Below are 22,965 nucleotides of genomic sequence, written 5' to 3'. Positions count from 1 at the left end.
AATAGAGAAATACGACGGTTATTACCAATTTTTACCGGACATGATTAATACCTGACTTTCTGTCCCGTACTTGATTTCGTTCAGAAACAGTTCTTTCCCTTCTTCTAATGGAATCAGCGAAATTCCGCGTCGTTCGTACTCACTTTCCAAGGATGAAGAAACCATTCCCGCGCCTTTCCATGGCCCCCAGTTGATCGAGATTACTTTTCCTTTCAGTCTTTTGTTTAAGGCATTGGCATAATCGTCCAATACACTATTGGCTGCTGCATAATCCGTCTGTCCTTTGTTGCCATAGACAGAAGCAATGCTTGAAAATAAAACTACAAATTGGCAATCTGAGCGTAATTGTTCCGCCAGCACACGTAAGGGTTTTACTTTTGTATCAAAAACACGTTCGAAAGAACTGGTAGTTTTCTGTTTGAAAAGTTTGTCTTCCAGAAGACCTGCGCCATGAATGACACCATCTAATTGACCATATTGTTCATAAATATCATGGATAAGCTGCGTCAGGCCCTCTTCATTACAAACATCTAAGGATTGATAAACTACTTTGTTACCTAATTCTTCCATGTGTCGAATGGTACGTAGAATTTGATTGTTTTTGAAAATACGCAGCGTCTCTTTTTCAATTTGGGCCGGAGCACCGAAATTACCAGTTTTGATGATGTAACTCCTGATTTCTTCTTTTGATTCCATTAACTCTAATACTTTTGAATCAGTAATAACTTCTCTCGGATCAGTTGATCTTCCGACAAGAACATAGGTACAGGTATAAGTAGCGGACATGTGTTTGACCAGTTCCGCAGTAATTCCCTGTCCTCCGCCAAGAACTAAAACAACCGACTTTTTGCCCAATTCGATATGTGCCCGATCCAGAGCGGTTAACATAGGCGAAGGTATTATTTCGACTTTATGGCGTTGATTGTTTTTGTAAATTACTTCAACGGATTGGTCTGTTGTCAGGATCTCCCGTAAAGTGATTTCGGCTATTTGTTCTACTTCCTGTAAGGTATTGAGGCTGATCAGCCTGAAGCTGGTGTGCTCGAACTCACGTGCTAAACTTTTAAATAAACCGGGATAACCTTGATAATGACGCAGTGCACGGGTATCTTTCAACTCTTCAAGATGTGCCGGAATATCTGAGATCAAATATATCCATTGTGCCTTTTCAAGATCCATCTTCTTAATTAAACCAACGTGGTCGATGATACTATGCTTCACATCGGAGGAGTAGATATCGGTAATAATTAGTCCGTCAAAGAGTGTCAGATCTTGTTCAGTTTGAACCAATTCAGTAATTGCCCCGTGTTGTTCCAATATCTTTTTAATGGCCAAGGTTTGTGTTCCATTGTCCGGAACTATTGCAAACCGTTTCCCTTTAAGGATTTCGGTGTTTTGTGCTTCGGAAATATGGGTTGGTATTAAATCAAACCGTAAACGCGTCAATAAACTTTGCACGGGTTCCGTTGTACTTATTTCACTTATCCAGGTTGCTAAGCCATTTAGCGTTTTTATGGCGGCTAATTTTTCCATAAGATCATCAGCCTGCTCCTTATCGTCACCAAATCCGATTTTGTTTTTTAGATCGCTGATGATTTCCATTCGTTTAATGGAATCGATGCTTAAATCGGCTTCCAGATCCAGATCCAGTCCCAACATTTCTTTTGGATAACCGGTCTTTTCACTAACGATATCCAAAATGGCAGTTTGCAGTTCTGCAAGTGTTACTCTGGTTTTATCTGCTGCTACAGGTGCTATAGGCGCTGATTCAATTTTTGTTGTAACGGAATCAGCAGTACCTGTGTATTCCGTAAGCCAGTTGGCGAGTCCGCTTAAAGTTTTTAAGGCCGCCAGCTGTTCCATTACGGTGTCTTCATTTTCATGATCACTGCTAAGGATACCCAACTCATTGCGAAGCGCTCCGATGATTTCGACTCTTTTGATAGAATCTATGCTGAGGTCCGCTTCCAGATCCATTTCCATTCCTAACATTTCCTGCGGATAGCCGGTTTTTTCGCACACTACCGTTAACAACAAAGATTTGATATCTCTTGAAGGTATTTGCAGTGTTACTTTAGCTATCGGTTTATCGTTTGTAATTACGGTTGCTGCCAATTGATCAGCCGTTTTATTCTCTACTGTAGCAGCATAAACAGGGATAGGATTTAGCTGTTGCTGTTGTCCCAGGAAGGTAAGCATGACATCGCGTTGTGCCTGAATCAGCATTTTCATACTGTTTAAATATTCCTGTAGTATGTGTTCTGCAGCAGGTTGTGTCTCTGGTGTCTGGATGATCTTGGAGTTTGTCATTTGAATAGGAGTTACGATAGGTAATGCACCGTGAGCAGGTAATGTACCTGTGGTTGGATGAGCGGCTTGTCCGTTTACACGCCAAATCGTTGGGCTTTTTTGATAAAGATCCGGTTGATCGATTTGAATTAAATTCGGGTGTCTGTCTTCAAAGAGTTTGTTTAGATTAAAGGTGCGGCCGGTTCCAAGGTACTGTGCCAACATACAAAGGAGATGGGTGAGACTGTTATGGTTGTTATCCTCAACATGTAGTATTAGTTCCTCTTGATTTAGACAGGCCTTTGTTAATCCGGTCAATACTTTTCCGGGACCTACTTCAATAAATATCCTTGCTCCATCGGCATACATGGCCTGGATTTCGTCAACAAAATGCACAGGTTGAACCAGGTGATCGGTCAATCGAGCTTTAATATCAGATACCGGGTTAGGGTATAAGGCTGCTGTGGTGTTGGACCAAACCGGAATCTGCATTTCCTGAAAAGGAATTTCTTTCAGGACATTGGCATACAAATCTTTGGATTTACTCACCAAAGGACTGTGAAAAGCACAGGCGACTTCCAGTTTTTTGGCTGAGATCCGCTCATTTTTAAGTGCCTCCATGAATTTGTCAATAGCAGGAGTACTTCCGGCAACAACGCATTGAGTTGGTGAATTATAATTGACAGCATAGCAGTCCTGATGCTGGTCGAGAATTGTTTTCAGGCGATCTGCATCAAGGTTTACGGCTACCATAGTTCCGGGATCACCATTTGTAATGGCATCTAAAATAGATTGTGCACGTTTGCTGCTAAGTTCAACCAAATGTTGTTCATCAAATACACCCGCAAAACATAAAGCCGGTAACTCTCCATAGCTATGTCCTGCTACCATATCCGGTACAATACCGAATGATTGCAGTAATTGCGCTAAGGCAAGATCTACAATACCTAAAAGAGGCTGTGCCAGACGGGTATCCTTAATGGTTTCTTTTTGTTTTTTCAATGCAGCTGTATCAAATGTGGCTGCAGGGAAAACCACTTTTTCTAAATCAGGATATTGTGATATGATTTTTCGCAGGACGGGAAACAGAACAAACAGATCTCGTGCCATATGAATGTTTTGGCTGCCTTGACCAGGGAACAAAAATGCAGTTTTACCGTCTTTTTTGTTGACCATAAAAATATCTTTGCTTTCAATGCCCGTTAGCAGCAGTTCGATTTTCATCACCAGATCCTCGGCTGTATCTGCAACAATGCTCAATTGAATCGGTTTTTCTGAACCCACGGCCAAGCTGTAGGCAATGTCTTTTAAAGATAAACTGTCATTGCTTTCCAATAAAGTTTTGACCTGTTCCAATTGAATCTTGGCAGCCTCATAATGATCTCCCCGGAAGACGAATAATTCGGAGGACCAGGATTGTAGGATGGCAGCTTCTTCTTTTTGAGGATGATTTTCGATTACCATATGAAAATTGGTACCGCCAAAACCAAAGGCACTAATACCGGCATAACGTTCTTTTTCGGACCATAATCCTGTTTTTGCATGAAAAGCAAAAGGACTAGTATGGGCATTGTAGTAGGCATTAGGCTGTTGAAGATGAAGGGTAGGAGGTTTTACTCCGTGGTACACAGACAGTGTGGCTTTGATAAGTCCGGCCAAACCGGCTGCACATTTGGTGTGTCCAATTTGGGTTTTTACAGATCCCAGATGGGTCTGAGACGGTAAAGCTCCGGATTTGAGAAATAGATTGGTGAGTGCGGTGAGTTCCGTTTTATCTCCGACTACCGTTCCGGTACCATGAGCCTCAACTAAACCAACTGTAGCGGCACTGATACCTGCCTGATCGTAGGCACGTTCCAATGCGCGTACCTGACCTATTTTTCGGGGTGCGGTAAGACCAAGGGCTTTACCGTCGCTGGATCCCCCAACACCTTTAATAACCGAATAAATACGGTCACCATCACGCAGGGCATCTTCATATCGTTTTAAGACTAAAATAGCGACCCCTTCGCCCAATGCAATACCGTCGGCAGCACTGTCAAATGTAGCACAGCGTCCTTTGCGGGAGAGAGCATGTGTGCTGGAAAACATCAGATAATCGTTAATACCATTATGTAAATCGGCTCCTCCGGTAAGCACCATATCCGATTTGCCCAAGACCAGTTCCTGACATGCCAGATCAATAGCAGCCAGTGATGAAGCACAGGCAGCATCTACGGTAAAGTTTCTTCCGCCCAGATCCAGACGGTTGGTGATTCTGCCGGCAATAACATTGGCCAATATACCCGGGAATGAATCCTCGGTGGTTTGTGGGAATGCTTTTTCTACTTCTTCATGTAGCTCTCCAAAAACCTGTTTGTAGTAACCTCTGAAACTGTAGCTGTTGGCAAGATCATTTCCGCCTTCAGCGCCAATGATAACCGATATATTTTCTCTGTTGATTTGTTTTTCACCATAACCGGCATCTTCCATTGCACGTTTGGCAACGAGTAAAGTTAAAAGCTGAGTGGGCTCTATAGCTGCAAGAGATTGTGGCGGAATGCCAAATTCTAACGGATCAAAATCTATTTTTGGAATAAAACCACCCCATTTTGAATGTGATACATCCGAACCATTAGAATCAGGCTGATAATAGAGTTCTTTATTCCATCGTTCCTCCGGTACTTCGGTAACACAGTCTTTTCCAAGAATGATATTACGCCAGTATTCTGCTAAATTTTTGGCACCCGGGAACACGCATTCCATCCCTATAATAGCGATGTCTAATGCTTTTTCGGCTGATGAAGGTTTTTCCGGTAGTGCTGCCTGTTCAATGTATTTTTGATTTTCGATCGCAACGTTATGATGGAGTGATTCCAGTGTAATTACCTGATTGTGCATGGTGGCGACCTGTCCGATCATATACATGCCTAAATCAAGCTGTTGGTTTTTAGGAATAGCGATTAGTGCATCACCTTGTCTATCAATACCTTTTGCTGCAATTCGGAGACGTCCTACGTTCAGTTTTTCAAGCTGTTCCCAAATTTGCTTTTTGTCCGTTCCAAGAGCTTGTAACTTTTTCTTTTCATTGTCAAAATGCAAAGCGAATGCCGTATTTAAACAACGTGTTTCATGACCTGGTGCCGTTTCCAGCAGGACGGTATCTTTGGCTTTCATAGCTTGCTGCTGAAACTCTTGCTGAATAGCTCCTGTACTTACGGCTTCCTGTGTATACAAATAGGCTGTTCCCATCAATACACCTACCTTTACACCACGGGCAGCGAGAGTGGCGCTCATGACAGATACAAAGGCGGTGGAAAAAGCATCATGAATTCCGCCTGCAAAAAACACACTTATATTTTCCGGATGCTCTTCTTTTAAGATACGTTCGATTTGTTTTTCCCAAAGAACTGTACTGGAGAGCGGGCCAACATGCCCACCGCATTCCCGACCTTCAAAAACAAAATTTTTGGCGCCTTCTTTCAGGAAAATATCCAATAAAGCAGGGGACGGGACGTGTAAAAAGGTGGTTATACCGGCTTTTTCAAATACTTTAGCTTGTGCAGGCCGACCTCCTGCGATCAGTACTACCGGAGGTTTGGCTTCAAGGATATAGGCGGTTTGTTCTTCTCGTAATTCTTGCGGTGCAAAGCCTAATATCCCTACTCCCCAGGTTTTATCACCGGCCAATTTTTGAGTTTCTAAGACTAATGTTTTGGCTTGCTCCCCTTTGAGTAAAGAGAGTGCTATAAAAGGTAAAGCCCCTGCTTCTGCTACTGCTTGGGCAAATGCCGGAACATCACTCACGCGGGTCATCGGTCCTTGCGCGATAGGGTAGCGCAGGCCAAGTTGTTGGGCTAATGGGTTATTTTCGTTAATAATTAGAGCTGCTTTTGCTTGTTTCAGATGACCGTATAAGGCTTCTTTAAAACCAAAAATTAATTTTTTTAGCGTTTTAAAATTTTCATACAGTTCTGTCGCTAAAGCAATGTCTTGTCCCATAGGAATATAACTGCTGTTGGGATCGAGATCATTAAAATGCTGCTCTAATTCCTCTAAACTAACATCTTCTGATAAAACAGGTGAATTGGGTCTAACCAATACGCGATGGTGTGCGATAATTTTGGTTTCTGTTCCATTTAATTTTGAACATAGATTTTTGAGTTCCTGTGGAATTGCACTTTCGGGATACAATGCTAATTGACTATCTAGTACAATACCTTTAGCGCCAAGTGCTTTTGCAGCAGCAGCGGTATGAAGACCTATTCCTCCTTGTACCCATACCGGTATGGTTTTGATTTCTTGTATAACACGTTGAAACAGAACAAATGTAGATTCATAACCCACTAATCCAGCTGCTTCGTTTCCTTTTACTATAATTCCAATAGCTCCCAGTTGTTCAGCTTCTCTGGCTTGTTCAAGACTAGTTACCTGATACATACGTGATACGTTAGGGTAAATGTCTGTTGAGACCCCAAATGGAAGAATCGCAAGACTTACTTGCCCAGGCAGTTGAAGTGATGTTAGCTTGTCGTTTGTGAGACATATACCGTAGGAAGATATACTGTTCCCGTCAAGTTGATGTAGTGCTTCCTGAGCGATTTCGATATCATGTCCTAAACTTAATACGGGGAATGCTCCGGCCTGAAATAATTGAAGCATCAGGTTGACGTCAGGCTTTTCAAAAGGCGTTAATCCTATAATAGTTGAATTTTTCATAGGTTGATAAGATTGAAATGAGATTTGGAAATGGTATAACTTTAATAATGACTTTTGCGGTACTATTTAGTTATTGTGGTATAGTAGAATAAAAGTAATAAATTTCTTCTATAATTTAAGTATTAAGATAAATTTTATAATGATTTTTTTACAAAAACTTTAAATACCGGATTTTTTTTATCTTGTTTGTAAAAAAATACTTCTTTTTTTATGGTTTTTATAGTTTTTAAAAATTTGTTCGTACTGTTATCTAATGTATTTGTTTCATTTTTGGATAAGTACAGGAGGAATTTTACAGCTATAATATTGTTGAGTGTTTCAATTAGAGCTAATTAAAACTTAAATTTACCTTTTAGTATTTATAAAAATCTACGGTATTTTGCATGAAAAATTACGGTTATTTGCATGAAAAATCTGATCAGCAGCTTTAGGTGATCTCTATAATTAGTAACGAAGAAAAATGTTGTTGGTATTGTGTTGAAATCTAATAAAGTAGTGAGGACTTTCTCTTTTGATTGAAAAATAGAAAGAATAATATTTGATGAAAAACAGTTTCGAATCTAAGTCTTTAGAGGTTCTTTTATTGTTTTCTTTGTTTTATAAAATTGTAGCGAGAGCAGGATTCGAACCTTCTGTTGTAATAAATGCAGAAATATTAGAATACTATAAATAAGCAATTAAATCTCTTTAAGATTGTCCTTATACGTGCGGCCTATTGGTAACTCCCTGCCATCTCTGAGCTGTACCATGCGTGAATTGAATGATTTGACGTGGCTTTTTAAAACCAAGTACGACTTATGTATTCTGATAAAACCCAGATGACGGTGTATTTCTTCGAATTTTGCCATGCGTTCCAATACCATGTGGTTTTTATAACGGGATACAATTTTGAGGTATTCGCCAAAACCTTCTACCCAAAAAATATCATCCAGCTTGACTTTGTTTACAATATAGTCCGATTTAAACATAATATAGTCTTCGGCAATATCTTTAGACTTTATAAAATGGTGGTATTCTTTGGCCTTTGTAATGGCTTTCTCAAAACGTTCAAAACTGATCGGTTTTATAAGATAATCGACTACATCAAGTTCAAATGCTTTGGCTGCATGTTGTTCTTCAGCGGTTATGAAAATGCAGAGAGGTTTGTTGGGGGTATTTTGCAGCAGTTCTATGCCGTTGATGTCGGGCATATTAATGTCAAGGATAAGTAAGTCCACTTCATTGTGCTGTAAAAAATCGATGGCTTCCTGTGGATTGCTAAAGGTAGTAAGCAGGTTAACACCATCATTATTGGCACAGTAGTTTCTTATTAGCTCCAGCGCAAGGTATTCGTCATCTACGCCCACAGCCTGCAATTGTTTCATAATTTGATTTTGAGAGTAGAAAAGTACGTCTTATTTAATAATTCGTCAAACAATTGATAATTTTCTGCATATTTCATGGTGAGGATTTTTTTCAGAGCAGTGAGTCCCATTCCGTTATATCCATTATGGTTATTAAAGGGAACCTTGTAAGGTACAGAATTTTCTATTCGGAATACCAGCGTATCATCAACCTGATCAAAGTTTACCTTAATATAGGCTTCTCTATCCGCTCCAATACCGGAATGTTTAAGTGCATTTTCAAAAAGTGTAAAATAGACAGAAGGGGGAACCTCTACCTGTTCCTGTACTTCACTATCCTTTAGATCAAATACGATATTCAGGGTGTTGTTGTACTTGAGCTGGTACAAACCTGCTAGGGCCTTCATCATTTCGAACTCTTTGTGTATCGCAATAGTTTTTTTATCAGTTTCGTATATGACATATTGCAGCAGCTGGCTCAGTTGTAGTATTGCCTCAGTCGTATTACCATGCTGGCTGTAACTGCCTGCGTAAATATTGTTAAGGGTATTGAGTAAAAAGTGAGGGTTTATCTTTGACTTCATCAGGTTGAGGTCGGTCTCGTTCTTTTTTACCTCAAGGTCGAGATAGTCATATTCAATCAGGAATTTATGTCTAGAGATCCCTAAAAAAGAAGCCACTAAAATCACAATACTCTGCGAACTGTATACACTGATTAAAAACAAGGTGTGGTCTTGTGCTTCATTACTTTCCTGAGAGAATTCAGGTTCAACAAGCAGCCTTAACAAAGTTGTAGATATAAATAATATCAGAGCATATAACAGGTATTCAGGGTACTTATTGGTTTGGTAATAGGCGGGAACTAAGTAAGCATAACAAACAAAATACAATACCGTATTGACTGCCATAATAAAAAGTATTCTATACAATGCAAAAGGCATTTCGGTAAAATAAAGCGTTGAAATTACCAGAAAGGTGGTGTAGATCACAAAAAATAAAACGTGTTGAAACCTGATCAGGTTGGTCCATTGTTTTTTCATGAGACTGCCTATAATCTTTTGTTCAAACAGTAATCTGAAAGCTACAAGGAGGATAATGATGTTTATTAGTAAAACCATACTTTTTTGTGTTAAAAATTATTCACCCTTTAAAATTATATCATTAAAAATACAAATATCATTATTTTAAAACGGGCACTTTGTGTTGTTTGTTTATTAAATGAGTCGTTCGTTGAAAATTACTTTTTTGAAAAAATCAATCGTATACTTTTACCTCAGACAAATAAATTAACGATTTATCAAAATGTATAGAAAATATATATCAATCCTGTTTTTTTTAATGATTTTTTCTACGAAAGCAGTAGCGCAACAAGATAATTTTAACATGTGGCTGCAATATACCATGTCTGCAAAATTAAGTGAAAAGTACAGCTTTACAGCCCTTTCTCAATATCGTGCGTACGATTTAGTAATGGATTCACGTCTATTTTTAGTCTCTACCTACCTTGAAAGAAAGTTAGATCATGATCTTTATCCGGCTGTGGGTTATATGTTTTTGGTACTTCAACCCTATACCAGCGACACCGATAAAAAGCTGCGTTATGAGAACAGACCGTTTCAGCAGTTAACGATCAAAAATAAAATTGGCCGTACTACCTTATTGCATCGGTATCGTGTCGAAGAACGTTTCTTAACCAATCCGGATGATTTTGTGGTGAGGTTGAGGTATCTCCTGTCATTAAAAATTCCGTTGGGCAAAGAAGGAGGGAAGAATTTATTATACGGTATTCTGAAAAATGAAATCAGGATGAATGTAGTAAAGACGGAACAATTTGACAGTAACAGGATCACTGCCGGATTAGGAATTAATGTGGGTAAACAATCAGCCATAGAACTTTCATTTGTCAATCAGGTTAGTCCGGACGATACCAGTAATTATGTGTTGGCGGGCTATAGAAACACCTTTGACTGGTCGTCTAAAACAGAAAATAATTAAACTTAAAATATACCGTCATGCTTACAATTTTAGGATTCTCAATGATCATTGTATTTATGTACCTGATCATGACCAAACGTTTGTTTCCGTTAACAGCGCTCATACTTATCCCTATACTTTTTGCCATTTTTGGTGGATTTACAGCCGATCTTGGTTCGATAATCATGGAAGGTGTAAAGAATATTGCTCCTACTGGTATCATGCTTATTTTCGGAATACTCTTCTTTAGTATCATGATTGATGCCGGATTATTTGATCCGCTGGTCAATCTGATATTAAAATTTGTAAAAGGCGATCCGGTTAAAATAGCTTTAGGAACAGCCTTCCTAACGGTATTGGTTTCGCTAGATGGTGATGGTGCGACTACCTATATGATCGTTGTAGCCGCAATGTTACCATTATATAAAAAACTGGGAATGAATCCGCTTGTGCTTTCGTGCATTATTATGCTTGGTGGCGGAGTAATGAACATATTACCTTGGGGCGGGCCTACAGCGCGTGCTATGACCACGCTTAAAATGGATGCATCAGAACTGTTTATGCCTATGATACCGGTTATGGCAGGTGGTGTATTATGGGTAATATTTTCAGCATTTTGGCTTGGTCTCCGCGAAAAAAAGAGGATTGCCCGTGAAGGCGAAATGAATAAGTACCTGATAAACGAGGAAGAAACTGTAATAGAGCGCGAACTCAAAAGACCCGGTCTGATATGGTTTAACCTGTTGCTGACGATACTGCTATTGGCTTCAATGATGTTTGATGTATTGCCGCTGGCTGTTTCCTTTATGATTGCATTTTGTATTGCACTGATCATCAATTATCCGAAAGTCGATGAACAGCAAAAAGTACTAAAATTACATGCAGGCAATGCCCTTTCTGTAGCATCGATGATATTTGCGGCAGGTATTTTTACCGGCATACTTTCAGGCACAGGAATGATGGATGCTATGGCAGCTTCTATGATATCCGTAGTGCCTGCTACCTGGGGAAATGCTTTTCCTGTAATAACGGCTGTGAGCAGTGCGCCGTTGACCTTCTTTTTGAGTAACGATGCTTACTATTTTGGGATACTCCCACTGATTACCGAAACGGGATTACATTTAGGAGCAACAAAGCTGGAAATAGGAGCCGCATCGCTTATAGGTCAGGGAGTTCATCTCTTAAGTCCGCTGGTACCTTCTACTTATCTTTTGGTAGGATTGGCAGGCGTTGAGTTTTCTGACCACGTAAAATTTACTATAAAATGGGCACTGGGTTCATCACTTGCGATGCTTATTACGGCACTGCTTATCGGGTTAATAACTTTTTAAAACTACCTTTACAGAGCAATTTAATGAGTAAGGTTTAAAGAGATGAATACCACACCACAACATCCGGAGCGCAGCGGAATACCACAAAAGTATTTGAAAAATTTAGCAGCTTATGTTACTGTAGCATTGCTGTTGGGAATTGCTGTAGGCCATTATTATCCAGAAAAGGGTATTCAACTGGATTTTTTAGGCAGTGGTTTTTTATATCTTATTGAACCGCTTATACAGCCCATAATATTTTTAACGATCATTATAGGAGTAAGCAGTATTGGTAATCTTAAAAAAGTGGGTCGTGTAGGACTTAAGGCATTCGTTTATTTTGAAATAATAACCACTCTTGCCATGATCATGGGGATAATGGCAGCGTTGTTTATAGAACCCGGCAAGATTGAAAAAAGACTCATAGACGTAACTTTACCCAAACATTTTACAGCTACCGAATCACTGGATAGCGGCTGGTTTAATTTTATAGTGCTCAATCGCCCGCTGGTATTGCTGTTGCTGGCTGTTGTAACAGGTGTTTTGCTTAGTCTTTCGCCGGGCAGAGCAAAGTATGTAGGCATCTTGCAAAAAATGATGACCTTTTTGTATAAAGTACTCATGTATCTGTTTTTACTTATACCGGTTGCAGCTTTTGGCGGAATGGCGTATGCTGTATCGCGATTTGGCATCCATAGCCTTTTGCCTTTGGGAAAACTGCTGGCAACGACTTACATCACGATGGCAACTTTTGTATTTGTAGTACTAGGGCTTTTGCTTCGTTATTACAATATCAGTCTTTGGAAGTTTCTGAATTATATTAAGGAAGAACTGCTTATTGTTTTTAGTACATCATCATCCAGAACAGTGTTTCCTTTAATAGTTGCAAAGCTGGAACAGGCGGGCTGTAGTAAAGCTGTCGTAGGTCTTTCGATACCACTGGGTTATTCTTTTAACCTTGCAGGGGCGTCTATATTTTTGCCTATCTGTACGTTGTTTGTTGCTCAGCTGTTTAACATTCCGCTTACGTTTCGAGATATCATCACTATAGCGCTGGTTATCATGGTGACATCAAAAGTAGCATCGGGAATACCGGGATCTGGTTTTGTAGCACTAACCATAACGTTTACAACACTTAATAAATTTCCTTTAGAAGGTTTGGCGCTGCTTTTCAGTATTGATAAGTTTATGAACGAAGCCCGAACGATAACTAATTTTATAGGCAATGGGGCAGCCGTTATACTCCTTTCTAAATATGAAAATGACTTTGAACCAAACCCAGAAATAGACCTTTCCATCACAAAATAAACAAGCCATTAAGGCACCATTCTTTAAAATAATAAATATGACTGATTTGATTACTACTTTTAACAGCCTTTGGCAAGATATTATAGCACATCCCGGTACATCACTGGCAATTATTGGAAACCTTATTCTTATTGAGAGTCTGCTCTCCGTAGACAATGCAGCCGTACTGGCTACGATGGTAATGGATTTACCGGAAAACCAGCGTGAGCGTGCACTTAAATACGGTATTTGGGGCGCTTATATTTTTAGAGGTATTGCCATGGTATTTGCTTCGGCACTTATTGCTATTTGGTGGCTTAAACCTATCGGCGGACTTTATTTGCTCTATCTTGTATATTCATGGTACAAAGACAAGCAAAAAGAAAACAGTGAAGAAGAAAAAGTGAATAAGGAAGGGAACTGGCTGTATCGACTTACGGTAAGCACAATAGGTCATTTTTGGGCTACAGTTTGCCTAGTGGAGCTTATGGATATGGCTTTTTCAATCGATAATGTATTTGCAGCGGTAGCCTTTACACCGAACATCATATTGGTATGTATTGGAGTATTTATAGGGATACTGGCGATGCGCTTTATAGCACAGAGGTTTGTGAATCTCCTGGAAAAATACAAGTTTTTAGAAACTGCTGCTTTTGTAGTAATTGCCATTTTAGGGATCAAGCTGGCGTTGTCTTTATACGAACATTTTTATCCCGAAACAGCATTCAGTAAATTCTTGGGAAGTCATGCTGCAGATATTGGGATCTCGGCCCTTACCGTTGCTATATTTTTTGTACCCATACTTACTAGTACCTTTTTTGATTTTCCAAAGAAAACCAAATCTGTTGTTAGATAAATTTCATTGTAAAGTATAACAGATAAAGTCTGTCATCCACGCCGCAAAGTTACCCTTTGCGGCTTTTATAATGGCTAAAATTACATAGATTGCATAATTTTCTTCAATTGCAGACAAAGCTGGACCAATATTACACTTCCAGGTCCATAATTCGGTACAAACTATTTATTGAATTATCCTCCGGCGGCTAATAATTTAAATAAAAGCAAATAATTCCGGTTTTATATTTTCATCAGTATTTCATTTCGAAATAATTAAGTGCAGATTTACAGCTAACTTAAAACTGCGACGTCATATTGTGAATGTCACAATATTAACAAATTATTAAATGACAGAATTCAAAAATTAACAATTGAGGTTTATCATACATTTGTAAGGGTCTTCTTTAACAGTTGAAATTTTTATTATGAGTTCTAATTTAATTATAAGGTTACGTGCTGGTGATGATTCATGCTTTAAAGAAATATATGATTTATACCATTTTAAAGTATTTTGTTTTGTTAAAAAATACACTTCGCAATTAGCCGATTCAGAAGATGTCACGCAGAATGTTTTTATTCATCTTTGGAAATATCGTTCCAAATTAGATCCTCAGGTAAGTCTTGAAGCTGTTTTGTTTAAGAGCTCTAAGCAGGAAATTTCCAGATGGTATAAGAAGCAAAACCGAATCTTTTCGGTTGAAGATAATGCGCTGATCCAGGAATTGGATAGTAAAACACAGTCTGAAGAAGAAGTGAGTTTACAAATGGAAAGAATTGAATACCTATTGGACAAAATTCCTGCTAAAAGAAGAAAAATATTCAGCCTGCACAAGTTTGAAGACCGCAGTTATAAGGAGATAGCCGAAGAGATGGAGATGTCTCCGGGGGCTGTTGCCAACCAAATTTCCAAGACCTTACAATTTCTTAAGAAAAACTCTGTCCATAATCACGAGTTGTATTGGTTCGCTTTATTCTTTGTATATCAGACAGAATTAGTATTGTAAATGCATCCAGAATTGGGCGTAATTGATAAAAAAATGATTTAACATATTAGTCCGGATACATCGGGATATGCTCATAAAAGAATAGGAAAAGAAACATGTTTCTTACGCATAGTGGTCTCTGTGTGTTTAGAATAAGTAGAACGCCTTTTTTGAGAGCGTTAAATCTATGTTTCTATGTGTTTAAAAATAATTACGCCCAATAATGGGTTAAATAAACCTTTTTAAGGTATTTGCGGGTTGATTTTGTTCTAAACTCTTGTTGTTAAATCTTTATTCAGATTAAGAAAACGTTAATAGTACTACTGCTCCGTGATATTTGTCGAAGTCAGAATCTAATGTAGTTGAATTGATATCTGTACGTAAATTTCAAATAGTAAATGTTAACTCGAATGAAATCCAAAAGAATGAAAGAAGAATGGAATTTGATCCCCAATCGGGGTATACTTCCTGACCATAGTGAGGCAAGAATGTGGAACAATATACGCAGGGTTACGATTGATAAACATAAAAGGCTATACAACTGGATTGCTGCGGCATGTGCTGTATTTGTAATTTCATTAGGCAGCTATCAATTTTTCGGTTTACATAAAAAATCAGATCTTGAAATTACTTCAACCACTACATTTAAAAATGATATCCGACTCATAAGCCTGCCTGACGGAACAAGAGTATGGCTGAATCAAAACTCGCAAATTGAATATCCCGCACATTTTTCGGATGACGAAAGAAAGGTAACCTTAAAAGGAGAAGCTTTTTTTGAGGTAAAACGGGATCCTTCAAAGCCATTTGTAATTACCTCAGGGTCTATAAAAACGACGGTTTTAGGAACTTCATTCAACATTAAAGCCTATAGTGAAAAACAGCCCGAGGTAAATGTCAGAACCGGAAAAGTAAAAGTGGAAGGAGAAACTAATAGTGTATTGCTGCTAAGAGGTGATAAAGCAGTCTATACCAAAGGATCTTCTACCGTAAAAAAAGAAAAGACAGACATTCTGGAACCTGAATGGAAAAAAGCGTTGCTGTATGTTGACGGACTGACTCTGGAGCAGGTTTTGACTAAATTAAAAGAAGAAAATGATTTTAAGGTAAATTATTTAGAAGATGATTTAAAAAATCTCACCATTCAGGGTACGCTCGACAGCAGGCAGGGGATTTACGAAATGCTGCAGACTGTTGCATTTGCCTTAGAAATAAAAATCAGACCTACCGGAAACAATACCTACTTAATCAGCAGGTAAAAAAGACACACCGTTTTATTGCGATTTTTTGCAGCCTATAACACTTAAAAAAAAGTTTTATAAGCAGCCGGGGATTTCCATGTCCAAACTTAAAAGATTTAATACGTACATCATATTCAAAAACAAATTCTAATAAACTAATAATTATCAATTATGAACAATGATTTTTCCAGGCAGTTTCCTTTTGTCTTATGGATTTTATTTTTTGGAGTTTTTCTCGGAACAAATACTATTTATTCGCAAACCGGAACTGTATCAGTTGATTTTAAAAATTCTTCGCCTCAAAAAATTATCGAGAATTTAAAATCACGCACTCCTTACCAATTTATCTATCAAAAGGACTTAGATCTTAGTCTCCCTCTTATCACACTAAAAAAAGAAAACGTTTCCATTGATGAAGTTTTAAGTGATTTACAAAGAATGACCAACTTAAATTTTAGAAGAAACGAAAATAACATAGCCGTAAACAGTAAGGATGCGGACAAAAAAAAAAAGAAAGGAAAAATTACAGGTAAAGTTGTAGACATCAACGGACTTTCGCTTCCGGCAGTTAATATAAAAGTAGTAGAGTTAAATTACGGAGTACAGTCTGATATTGACGGAAATTATATTTTAGAATTAGAATCTGGGGAATATACGATTGAAATCAGTGCTATCTCTTTTCAAACACAGAAAATCACGGGTGTAAAAGTAATAGAAGGAGGAGAAATTCCTTTGGTCGTTTCCTTAAAAGAAGCTGCGCAATCCCTCAAAGAAGTGGTAATTGTGCAAAATTACAAACAGGCGACAGCTTCCATTCAGGGATTGCTGTTACAGCAAAAAAAAGCGGCACAATTCTCTGATGGTATCTCAGCAGAACAAATTGCGAGAACACCGGACAGAGATGTAGCAAGTTCACTAAAACGTATCACAGGTGTAACAACCGTCGATAATAAGTATGTTGTAGTCCGTTCTATGGGAGAAAGATGGAATCAGGCCGTTATGGACGGAATTACGCTTCCCAGCACCGATGCCTATCAGCAAAACTTTTCTTTTGATATTATTCCGACTTCAATGGTTGAGAGTATTGTAGTCAGTAAATCAGCAACTCCGGATATGTACGCCAATTTTGCGGGAGGTTATGTAGAAATTAAAACAAAAGATATTCCTAAAGAAAACTTTAATAGTTTCTCGATAAGTACATCATACAACAGCAGAAGTACTTTTAAAGAAAGACTTACGAAGCAGGAAGGTGCTTACGATTATTTAGGTTTCGATGATGGCAGAAGAGATTATCCAACGAATTTAGTATCCTTACCCATACCAACAAACGAAGCTGATTCCGGACTTTTTCTGGAACAGTCTAAGAGGTTTACAGAAGACAATTTTACCACTTATAAAACATACGCTGCTCCGGGTACAACACTTCAATATGCGATGGGAAGAGCGTACAAATTAAAAGATAATAACAAGTGGGGTTTTGTAGGATCGTTATTTTTTAAAAATACTCAGGATAAACTGGATATTGAGCATACGCAAAGAGCAAGTAATGCCGATAACTCACTTTTTGTTCCGGAGACCGATAAAGCATTGTATTCAACATTTACCAAATACGGATTTAGAAATTCAGGAGCCAATTATACCTTTAATTCTACTCTGGCAGGAATGTTTAATGCGGGAATTCAGTTTGGCGATCATAAAATAACGGCACGTAATACAGTGATGCACATTTACAACAATCAGCTCACTCAGGTAACAGGGTGGAGCGACAGTGATGCCATATCTGAAATTATGAATGGATCAATACTTCCTTCGACTTCAGAAACAGATTATCCTGTTTATCAGACACTGCTGCAAAGCAAAATTGAAGGAAGTCATAAGTTTGGCAAGCTGGATATCAATTGGTTTGGAGCTTATAACACCGTTTCGAAAGATACTAAAGACGCTACTTTTCTTGATACTTACAGAAAAAAAGTAGGAGATGATATTTTGCTTTATCATTATGTGTATAACTCAGAAACAAGATTCCCTTTCAGCAGAAGTAATTTTACAAACGATGAAACCGATTATAATTTCGCTATCAATTTTAAGTACTCTTTTGACTTTAGCGACACCTATACCAATGATATAAAAGCGGGATATTTTGGCACTTATAAAAAAGCTACCAACCAGCAGGAATCGGCAAAGGTAGTCGTAATTGGTACAGGTGCAGATAAAGCGGAAATTTATGAACCTCTTTCCAAATTTTTAGACGGTTCGAGATACCATTACGGAGGTTTTGGATGGCAGGATTATGGAGTATACGGTAACCGATATGTAGGTGACGTAAAAGTGCATTCTCCTTTTTTAATGCTCGATGATAAAATTGGACGGTACGTAAGATTAGTGTGGGGAGTAAGAGCAGAAAGTTATTTGTATACCGAAATTGAAAGCCAGTCTGAAGCGGCAGGAGATTTTGGAAAAGACCAGAAAGACGATAAGTTGTGGCAGTTTTTACCATCGGCAAGTTTGGTGGTAAGTCCTACCAATAAAATGAATATCAGATTGGGATATAATAAATCGGTTTTGCGTCCTCAATTTGCAGAACGTTTGAGCATTCCCTATTATGATCCTATTCAGTCTGCCAAAATTTATAATTATTCAGGCGGAATGATTTCCAGTGTCTCCAACAATTATGATTTAAAGTTAGAATGGTTTCCATCCGGAGGTGAAATTTTATCTTTTGGGGTATATCATAAAAATATAGATGATCCTATGGAATCAGTAGGAAGTTTAAATCCATCAAGAATCAGAAACATTTACAACCTTAATTCAGCCAATGCTAAACTTTGGGGAATAGAAGTAGAGCTGTATAAAAGCCTTTCTTTTTTAGGGGAAGGAGAAGCTCTTAAACATATTTTTATCTCCGGGAATGCTTCTATTAACAAAACAAAAGTAACCTCTTATGTAGCCATTGACGGAACAGGAGGACTGTATGAAGCAAACAGACCGCTTTACGGACAGTCCCCCTATACGTATAATTTAGGATTAGATTACGTGGGTGATCGTTTAGGATTTAGCGTGAGACATAATGCTATAGGAGATCAGTATATATTGGTGGGATTTGATTATCAGTCTGAAGAAATCAGAATGCCTTATTCGATTACAGATGCACAGATTAGTTATAAGTTTTTTAAAGAAAAAAATCTTGAACTCAAATGCAGTATGAAAAACCTGTTTGATGCAGCAATCAAAACTTATGATAATTCAAACAGTTATTCACATATTGAAAATGTGCCGGTAGGGTCAAATCCACGAGACCGATACAGCTTAGGAGCAAATGCCACTAATAAATATGACGAAGACATTGATAAAGTATTGTTTAAAGCTAAAAGTGGCAGAACAATAAGCGTTTCATTAAGTTATTCCTTTTAAAGATACAATCCATTAAGAAGCTTTATTGGAAGAAGTAAAGGATTATCTCAGACGAAAGAATAGGGGAGAGATACTTTTATTTGTCTGAGAAAAAGAGCGGTTTAAGTCAGAAAGATCCTGGATATTAAGAAACCGTTAACAATAAAAATAGCGGTGATATTTTGCACTTCTGAAGTCTAATATAGTTATACTAAGATTAATTTTTTTAATTCTTCATTTAGTTTTAATCAAGGTCTATTGTTTTTTTTATGCAGTTTCTGCAGGGTCTTTTGAAAACTTACGGCTTTATAAAAAGACCTGCAGTGATTGCATTAAAAGATCAGGAAGAATGGAAAGCAATCCTTTCATTGCGTTGGAAACCCTAAGAATGAAAGATGGAGTTTAGGTATAAACCTCCGACGGTAAAGCGGAACCAGTTTATCAAAAAAGATCTTTACCAAAAACGAGAAAGACCTAAGGAAAGATATTTTGCTGCTCTCTCCAAAGGCCTAGTTTGATTAGCAGCAAATATAGCAATAATTAAATTATTATGAAAAATTTTTTTCTATTTGCAATGGCAGCTCTACTTTTGGGCTCTTGCCAAAATGATGACTCTACTGCAGATTCTTCTTTTTCAATGAAAGCTTCAGGTGCTGACTATGCTCATCCACCTACAGTACAAACAGTAAGCGGTGCTATTACCTCTAATACTACATGGACAAACGACAGAGTTTGGGAAATCGATGGAGTTATTACGGTGAAAAATGGTGCAAAATTGACTATTCAGGCGGGAACTTTTATTAAAGCAAAACCTTTGGCACCCGGAGTTGCTACAGGAGTTTTGGTAATTACTAAAACAGGGCAGATTGATGCACAGGGAACTGCAGAATCTCCAATTGTTTTTACAAGTTATAATTTATTAGATGACAATGCTAATACTTCAGCTGCTCCTGGAGATTTTGGAGGAGTTGTTCTTTTAGGAGACGCAGAGGTTAATACAGGTTCTGTTACTAACATTGTGGAAGGATTAGACGATCAGCCTAATTTTACTGAATTTTACTATGGAGGTTCAAACAACAATCACAATGCGGGAATCTTAAGCTATGTACGTATCGAATTTGCAGGACGTATTTTAGATACAGATGTTGAAATCAACGGTTTAACATTGGCTGGTGTTGGAAGCGGAACTACTATTAACCACATTCAGGTGTCTTATGGTAAAGATGATTCATTTGAATTTTTCGGAGGTAAAGTAAACGCTACTCATTTAGTTTCTTTTGCTGCTGATGATGACAACTTCGATTTCGATTTTGGTTACACAGGAAGCATCACAAAAGCTATCGCACTTGCAGACAGTAATTCAACACACAGTTTAAGCGGAGGAAATCCTGATTCTAATGGTATTGAATTAGATAACAACGCTACCGGAACACTTACTACAATTATTACACGTCCGGTTATTTCTCAATTATCTATCATTGGTGTAAGCTCTTCTACAGTTGCTGATTTGTATGAAAATGCAATTCACGTGCGCAGAGCAGGTAACATCAGCCTTACAGATGTAACGGTAACAGGATACAATACAGGAATTAGATGGGATTCACCTTCAGTTCCATCAGGATCTTCTTATTTAAGAGTTTCAATCCACGGATTTGATAATGTTGCTCTTCCGGTAGGAACAACTTTAACAGGTCTTGGTACGACTACTTCTACAGTTGACCCGGCTACAAAATGGAGCTTAAACCAGCCTTTCTTTAATAATGGTGCTCTTAACTTTACAGGAACTACAGGAGCGTTTAAAACAGAATCTAACTGGACTAACACCTGGACAAAATTTTCTAATTTCTAATTAGAAAAAAAACAGCTTACTAATTAATACTGCAAGGGTAGAGAAATCTGCCCTTGTTTAAAATAAAAAACATGAAAAAAACACTACTTTTTTTTGCTTTTATAATGATTACTACGATATCATCTGCTCAATACACAATCTGGGAAGATGATTTTGATGATTCTAATGCTTCAGACTGGAATTTACTGGACAGGGATGGAAATGGAAGCAACTGGATAGCCCGAAAAAACATTCAGTTGGATGCAAGTACCGGAAGTGTAATTGACGGAACTATTGATGTTCTGGGAACCTATAATATTGATTTTACAACTGGCGGACCGCTCGAAGGTTTAGAAAATAATCTGGCCATCAGTCCGGTTTTGAATATTTCTTTTTACTCAGGTAAAATTAGTTTGACTATAAAAGCACAGCCAAGTATTTACGATAGTAATCAGAATATTTTTATCTATGGCTCTACATCTCCGGATCCTGCCTCGTTTAAACTTTTGCATACCATTACCCTGGAAAGAAATACTGTTGAAGAGGCAGAATTTAAAAATTATACAGTAGATATTTCTCAGTTTGCCGGAAAAGCCGAAGTATATATAGCACTAGGGAATAATATTTCAAGTCCTTTTATTGGCTACGAAATCGATAAAATTTCAGTAATGGCAGAAGCTTTATTAGGAATAGGTGATAATAAGTTAAAATCATCTCTATGTTATTTAAAACAAAATCCTGTTCAGGATTATCTGGAGTTAGAAATAGCAGAAGAGTATAAAAACGAAGAAACAGATTTAAAAATTTACAATACGAATGGCGTTTTAATAAAAGAGTCTTCTTATAAAACAGAAGGTTTGCCTGTTAATGATTTAATGCAGGGCATTTATTTCCTTTCTGTAACCAATAATGGAGCTTCAAAAAAAATAAAATTTATTAAAAAGTAATCCGGTTTTCAAATCAAATGATGCAAACAAAAATAAATATGATGAATTTATTGCCAAAGTTATTCGCTTTTTTAATTTTAATTACTCTTGTAACATCTTGTTCTACTGATGAAAAAGTACCTTTTTACAGCAATGAAACCAATCAGCCGGGAAGAATAACCATTAGCGGTTACAATGCTTTAAATGATTCGCTGCAGATAAGGGTTAACGATAAAATTATTGAAATTAGTAAAGACAAAAAAACGGCCTTTGTAAAAAAAATAGAAAAAGAGTACGACTTTGTCTATTACGGTAGTCAGGGAAAGACGATTTCTATTATAAACAAAACCACTAAGGCAGTATTGCATACCTATGAGTTTAATGCTCAAAAGGTTAAGGATACGATTTCCTTTTTTGCAAAAGATAACTTTTGGATCGATAATGTTTCGCGTATAAAGCCGGGCGTTTTAAGTAAAACGGCTAACAGTGGCTATAAATTTATTTTTCCCAATCAAAACTTGTATTCCAAAAGTAGTTACAGAGGTAATCTTGATGGAATTATACGCAAACTTAACGGACAGGTTTTGGGTACGGTTGAAAATATAAATAAAGAAAAGTTTAGTTCTTTTATTGAATTTCCATTCAGCTCACCTCCAACCATTTTAATGGAATTGGTAAAACACGGCACAACAGAATCGTATATTCCGGGACAAAAAGTAACCGTAATTATGACCATGTCTGTCAATAAATCAAAACTAATAGTACTGGAGGAAAAAGTAGATGCAAATGGTAGTTTTTCGGGTGTAGAAGGAACTTTAAGCCTGACAGATTATTTCGTTTTTAAATAATAATAAATCTT

General features: G+C 37.7%; 14 protein-coding genes and 1 pseudogene. 11 read left to right on the top strand and 4 right to left on the bottom strand.

Annotation, left to right across the window (positions count from 1 at the left end):
* Positions 1–21: 21 nt before the first annotated feature.
* A complete protein-coding gene (locus tag ACAM30_RS21695) occupies positions 22–6,270 on the bottom strand; it encodes an SDR family NAD(P)-dependent oxidoreductase (RefSeq protein WP_369618673.1) in 6,249 nt (2,082 codons plus the stop codon).
* Between the two features lie 16 nt (positions 6,271–6,286).
* Between ACAM30_RS21695 and ACAM30_RS21690 the strand changes: the two genes are divergently transcribed.
* Positions 6,287–6,472, top strand: a complete 186-nt coding sequence (locus tag ACAM30_RS21690; RefSeq protein ID WP_369618672.1) for a carbohydrate-binding domain-containing protein — start codon at positions 6,287–6,289, stop codon at positions 6,470–6,472.
* On the opposite strand, the pseudogene ACAM30_RS21685 reads toward ACAM30_RS21690, so the two are convergent.
* From ACAM30_RS21685 to ACAM30_RS21675, 3 genes and pseudogenes are all read right to left on the bottom strand, one after another.
* A pseudogene (locus ACAM30_RS21685) lies at positions 6,403–6,708 on the bottom strand (nitronate monooxygenase); the annotation flags it as partial. The gene ACAM30_RS21690 and the pseudogene ACAM30_RS21685 overlap by 70 nt on opposite strands.
* A gap of 956 nt (positions 6,709–7,664) precedes the next feature.
* The gene (locus ACAM30_RS21680; protein WP_369616590.1) at positions 7,665–8,351 is read right to left on the bottom strand and encodes a LytR/AlgR family response regulator transcription factor; all 687 of its coding nucleotides are present in this window, start codon (positions 8,349–8,351) and stop codon (positions 7,665–7,667) included.
* Positions 8,348–9,448, bottom strand: coding sequence for a sensor histidine kinase (locus ACAM30_RS21675; RefSeq protein ID WP_369616589.1), 1,101 nt, complete (start codon positions 9,446–9,448; stop codon positions 8,348–8,350). Before ACAM30_RS21675 ends, ACAM30_RS21680 begins: the two co-directional genes overlap by 4 nt.
* A gap of 220 nt (positions 9,449–9,668) precedes the next feature.
* On the opposite strand from ACAM30_RS21675, the gene ACAM30_RS21670 reads away from it, so the two are divergent.
* From ACAM30_RS21670 to ACAM30_RS21625, 10 genes are all read left to right on the top strand, one after another.
* Positions 9,669–10,325 carry a DUF2490 domain-containing protein gene (locus ACAM30_RS21670; RefSeq protein WP_369616588.1) on the top strand — a complete coding sequence of 219 codons (657 nt, stop codon included), beginning with the start codon at positions 9,669–9,671 and terminating at the stop codon, positions 10,323–10,325.
* 17 nt (positions 10,326–10,342) lie between these two features.
* Positions 10,343–11,635, top strand: coding sequence for a CitMHS family transporter (locus ACAM30_RS21665; protein ID WP_369616587.1), 1,293 nt, complete (start codon positions 10,343–10,345; stop codon positions 11,633–11,635).
* Between the two features lie 42 nt (positions 11,636–11,677).
* A complete protein-coding gene (locus ACAM30_RS21660; protein WP_369616586.1) occupies positions 11,678–12,922 on the top strand; it encodes a cation:dicarboxylase symporter family transporter in 1,245 nt (414 codons plus the stop codon).
* Positions 12,923–12,959: 37 nt separating this feature from the next.
* On the top strand, positions 12,960–13,757 hold the full coding sequence (locus tag ACAM30_RS21655) for a TerC family protein (RefSeq protein WP_369616585.1): 798 nt from the start codon (positions 12,960–12,962) through the stop codon (positions 13,755–13,757).
* Positions 13,758–14,163: 406 nt separating this feature from the next.
* Positions 14,164–14,742, top strand: coding sequence for an RNA polymerase sigma factor (locus ACAM30_RS21650; protein WP_369616584.1), 579 nt, complete (start codon positions 14,164–14,166; stop codon positions 14,740–14,742).
* Positions 14,743–15,131: 389 nt separating this feature from the next.
* Complete coding sequence (locus tag ACAM30_RS21645) at positions 15,132–15,980, top strand: FecR family protein (protein WP_369616583.1); 849 nt, start codon at positions 15,132–15,134, stop codon at positions 15,978–15,980.
* A 153-nt stretch (positions 15,981–16,133) separates the two neighbouring features.
* Positions 16,134–19,373 carry a TonB-dependent receptor gene (locus ACAM30_RS21640; protein WP_369616582.1) on the top strand — a complete coding sequence of 1,080 codons (3,240 nt, stop codon included), beginning with the start codon at positions 16,134–16,136 and terminating at the stop codon, positions 19,371–19,373.
* A 529-nt stretch (positions 19,374–19,902) separates the two neighbouring features.
* Positions 19,903–21,201, top strand: coding sequence for a hypothetical protein (locus tag ACAM30_RS21635; RefSeq protein WP_369616581.1), 1,299 nt, complete (start codon positions 19,903–19,905; stop codon positions 21,199–21,201).
* A gap of 71 nt (positions 21,202–21,272) precedes the next feature.
* Positions 21,273–22,127 carry a T9SS type A sorting domain-containing protein gene (locus tag ACAM30_RS21630; RefSeq protein ID WP_369616580.1) on the top strand — a complete coding sequence of 285 codons (855 nt, stop codon included), beginning with the start codon at positions 21,273–21,275 and terminating at the stop codon, positions 22,125–22,127.
* 38 nt (positions 22,128–22,165) lie between these two features.
* A complete protein-coding gene (locus tag ACAM30_RS21625; protein ID WP_369616579.1) occupies positions 22,166–22,954 on the top strand; it encodes a hypothetical protein in 789 nt (262 codons plus the stop codon).
* The last annotated feature ends 11 nt before the right edge of the window (positions 22,955–22,965 follow it).

Source organism: Flavobacterium sp. CFS9 (assembly GCF_041154745.1).
Lineage (GTDB): Bacteria > Bacteroidota > Bacteroidia > Flavobacteriales > Flavobacteriaceae > Flavobacterium.
The sequence above is the reverse complement of the archived record's forward strand: the minus strand, read 5'-3'. Positions and strand labels throughout refer to the sequence as shown.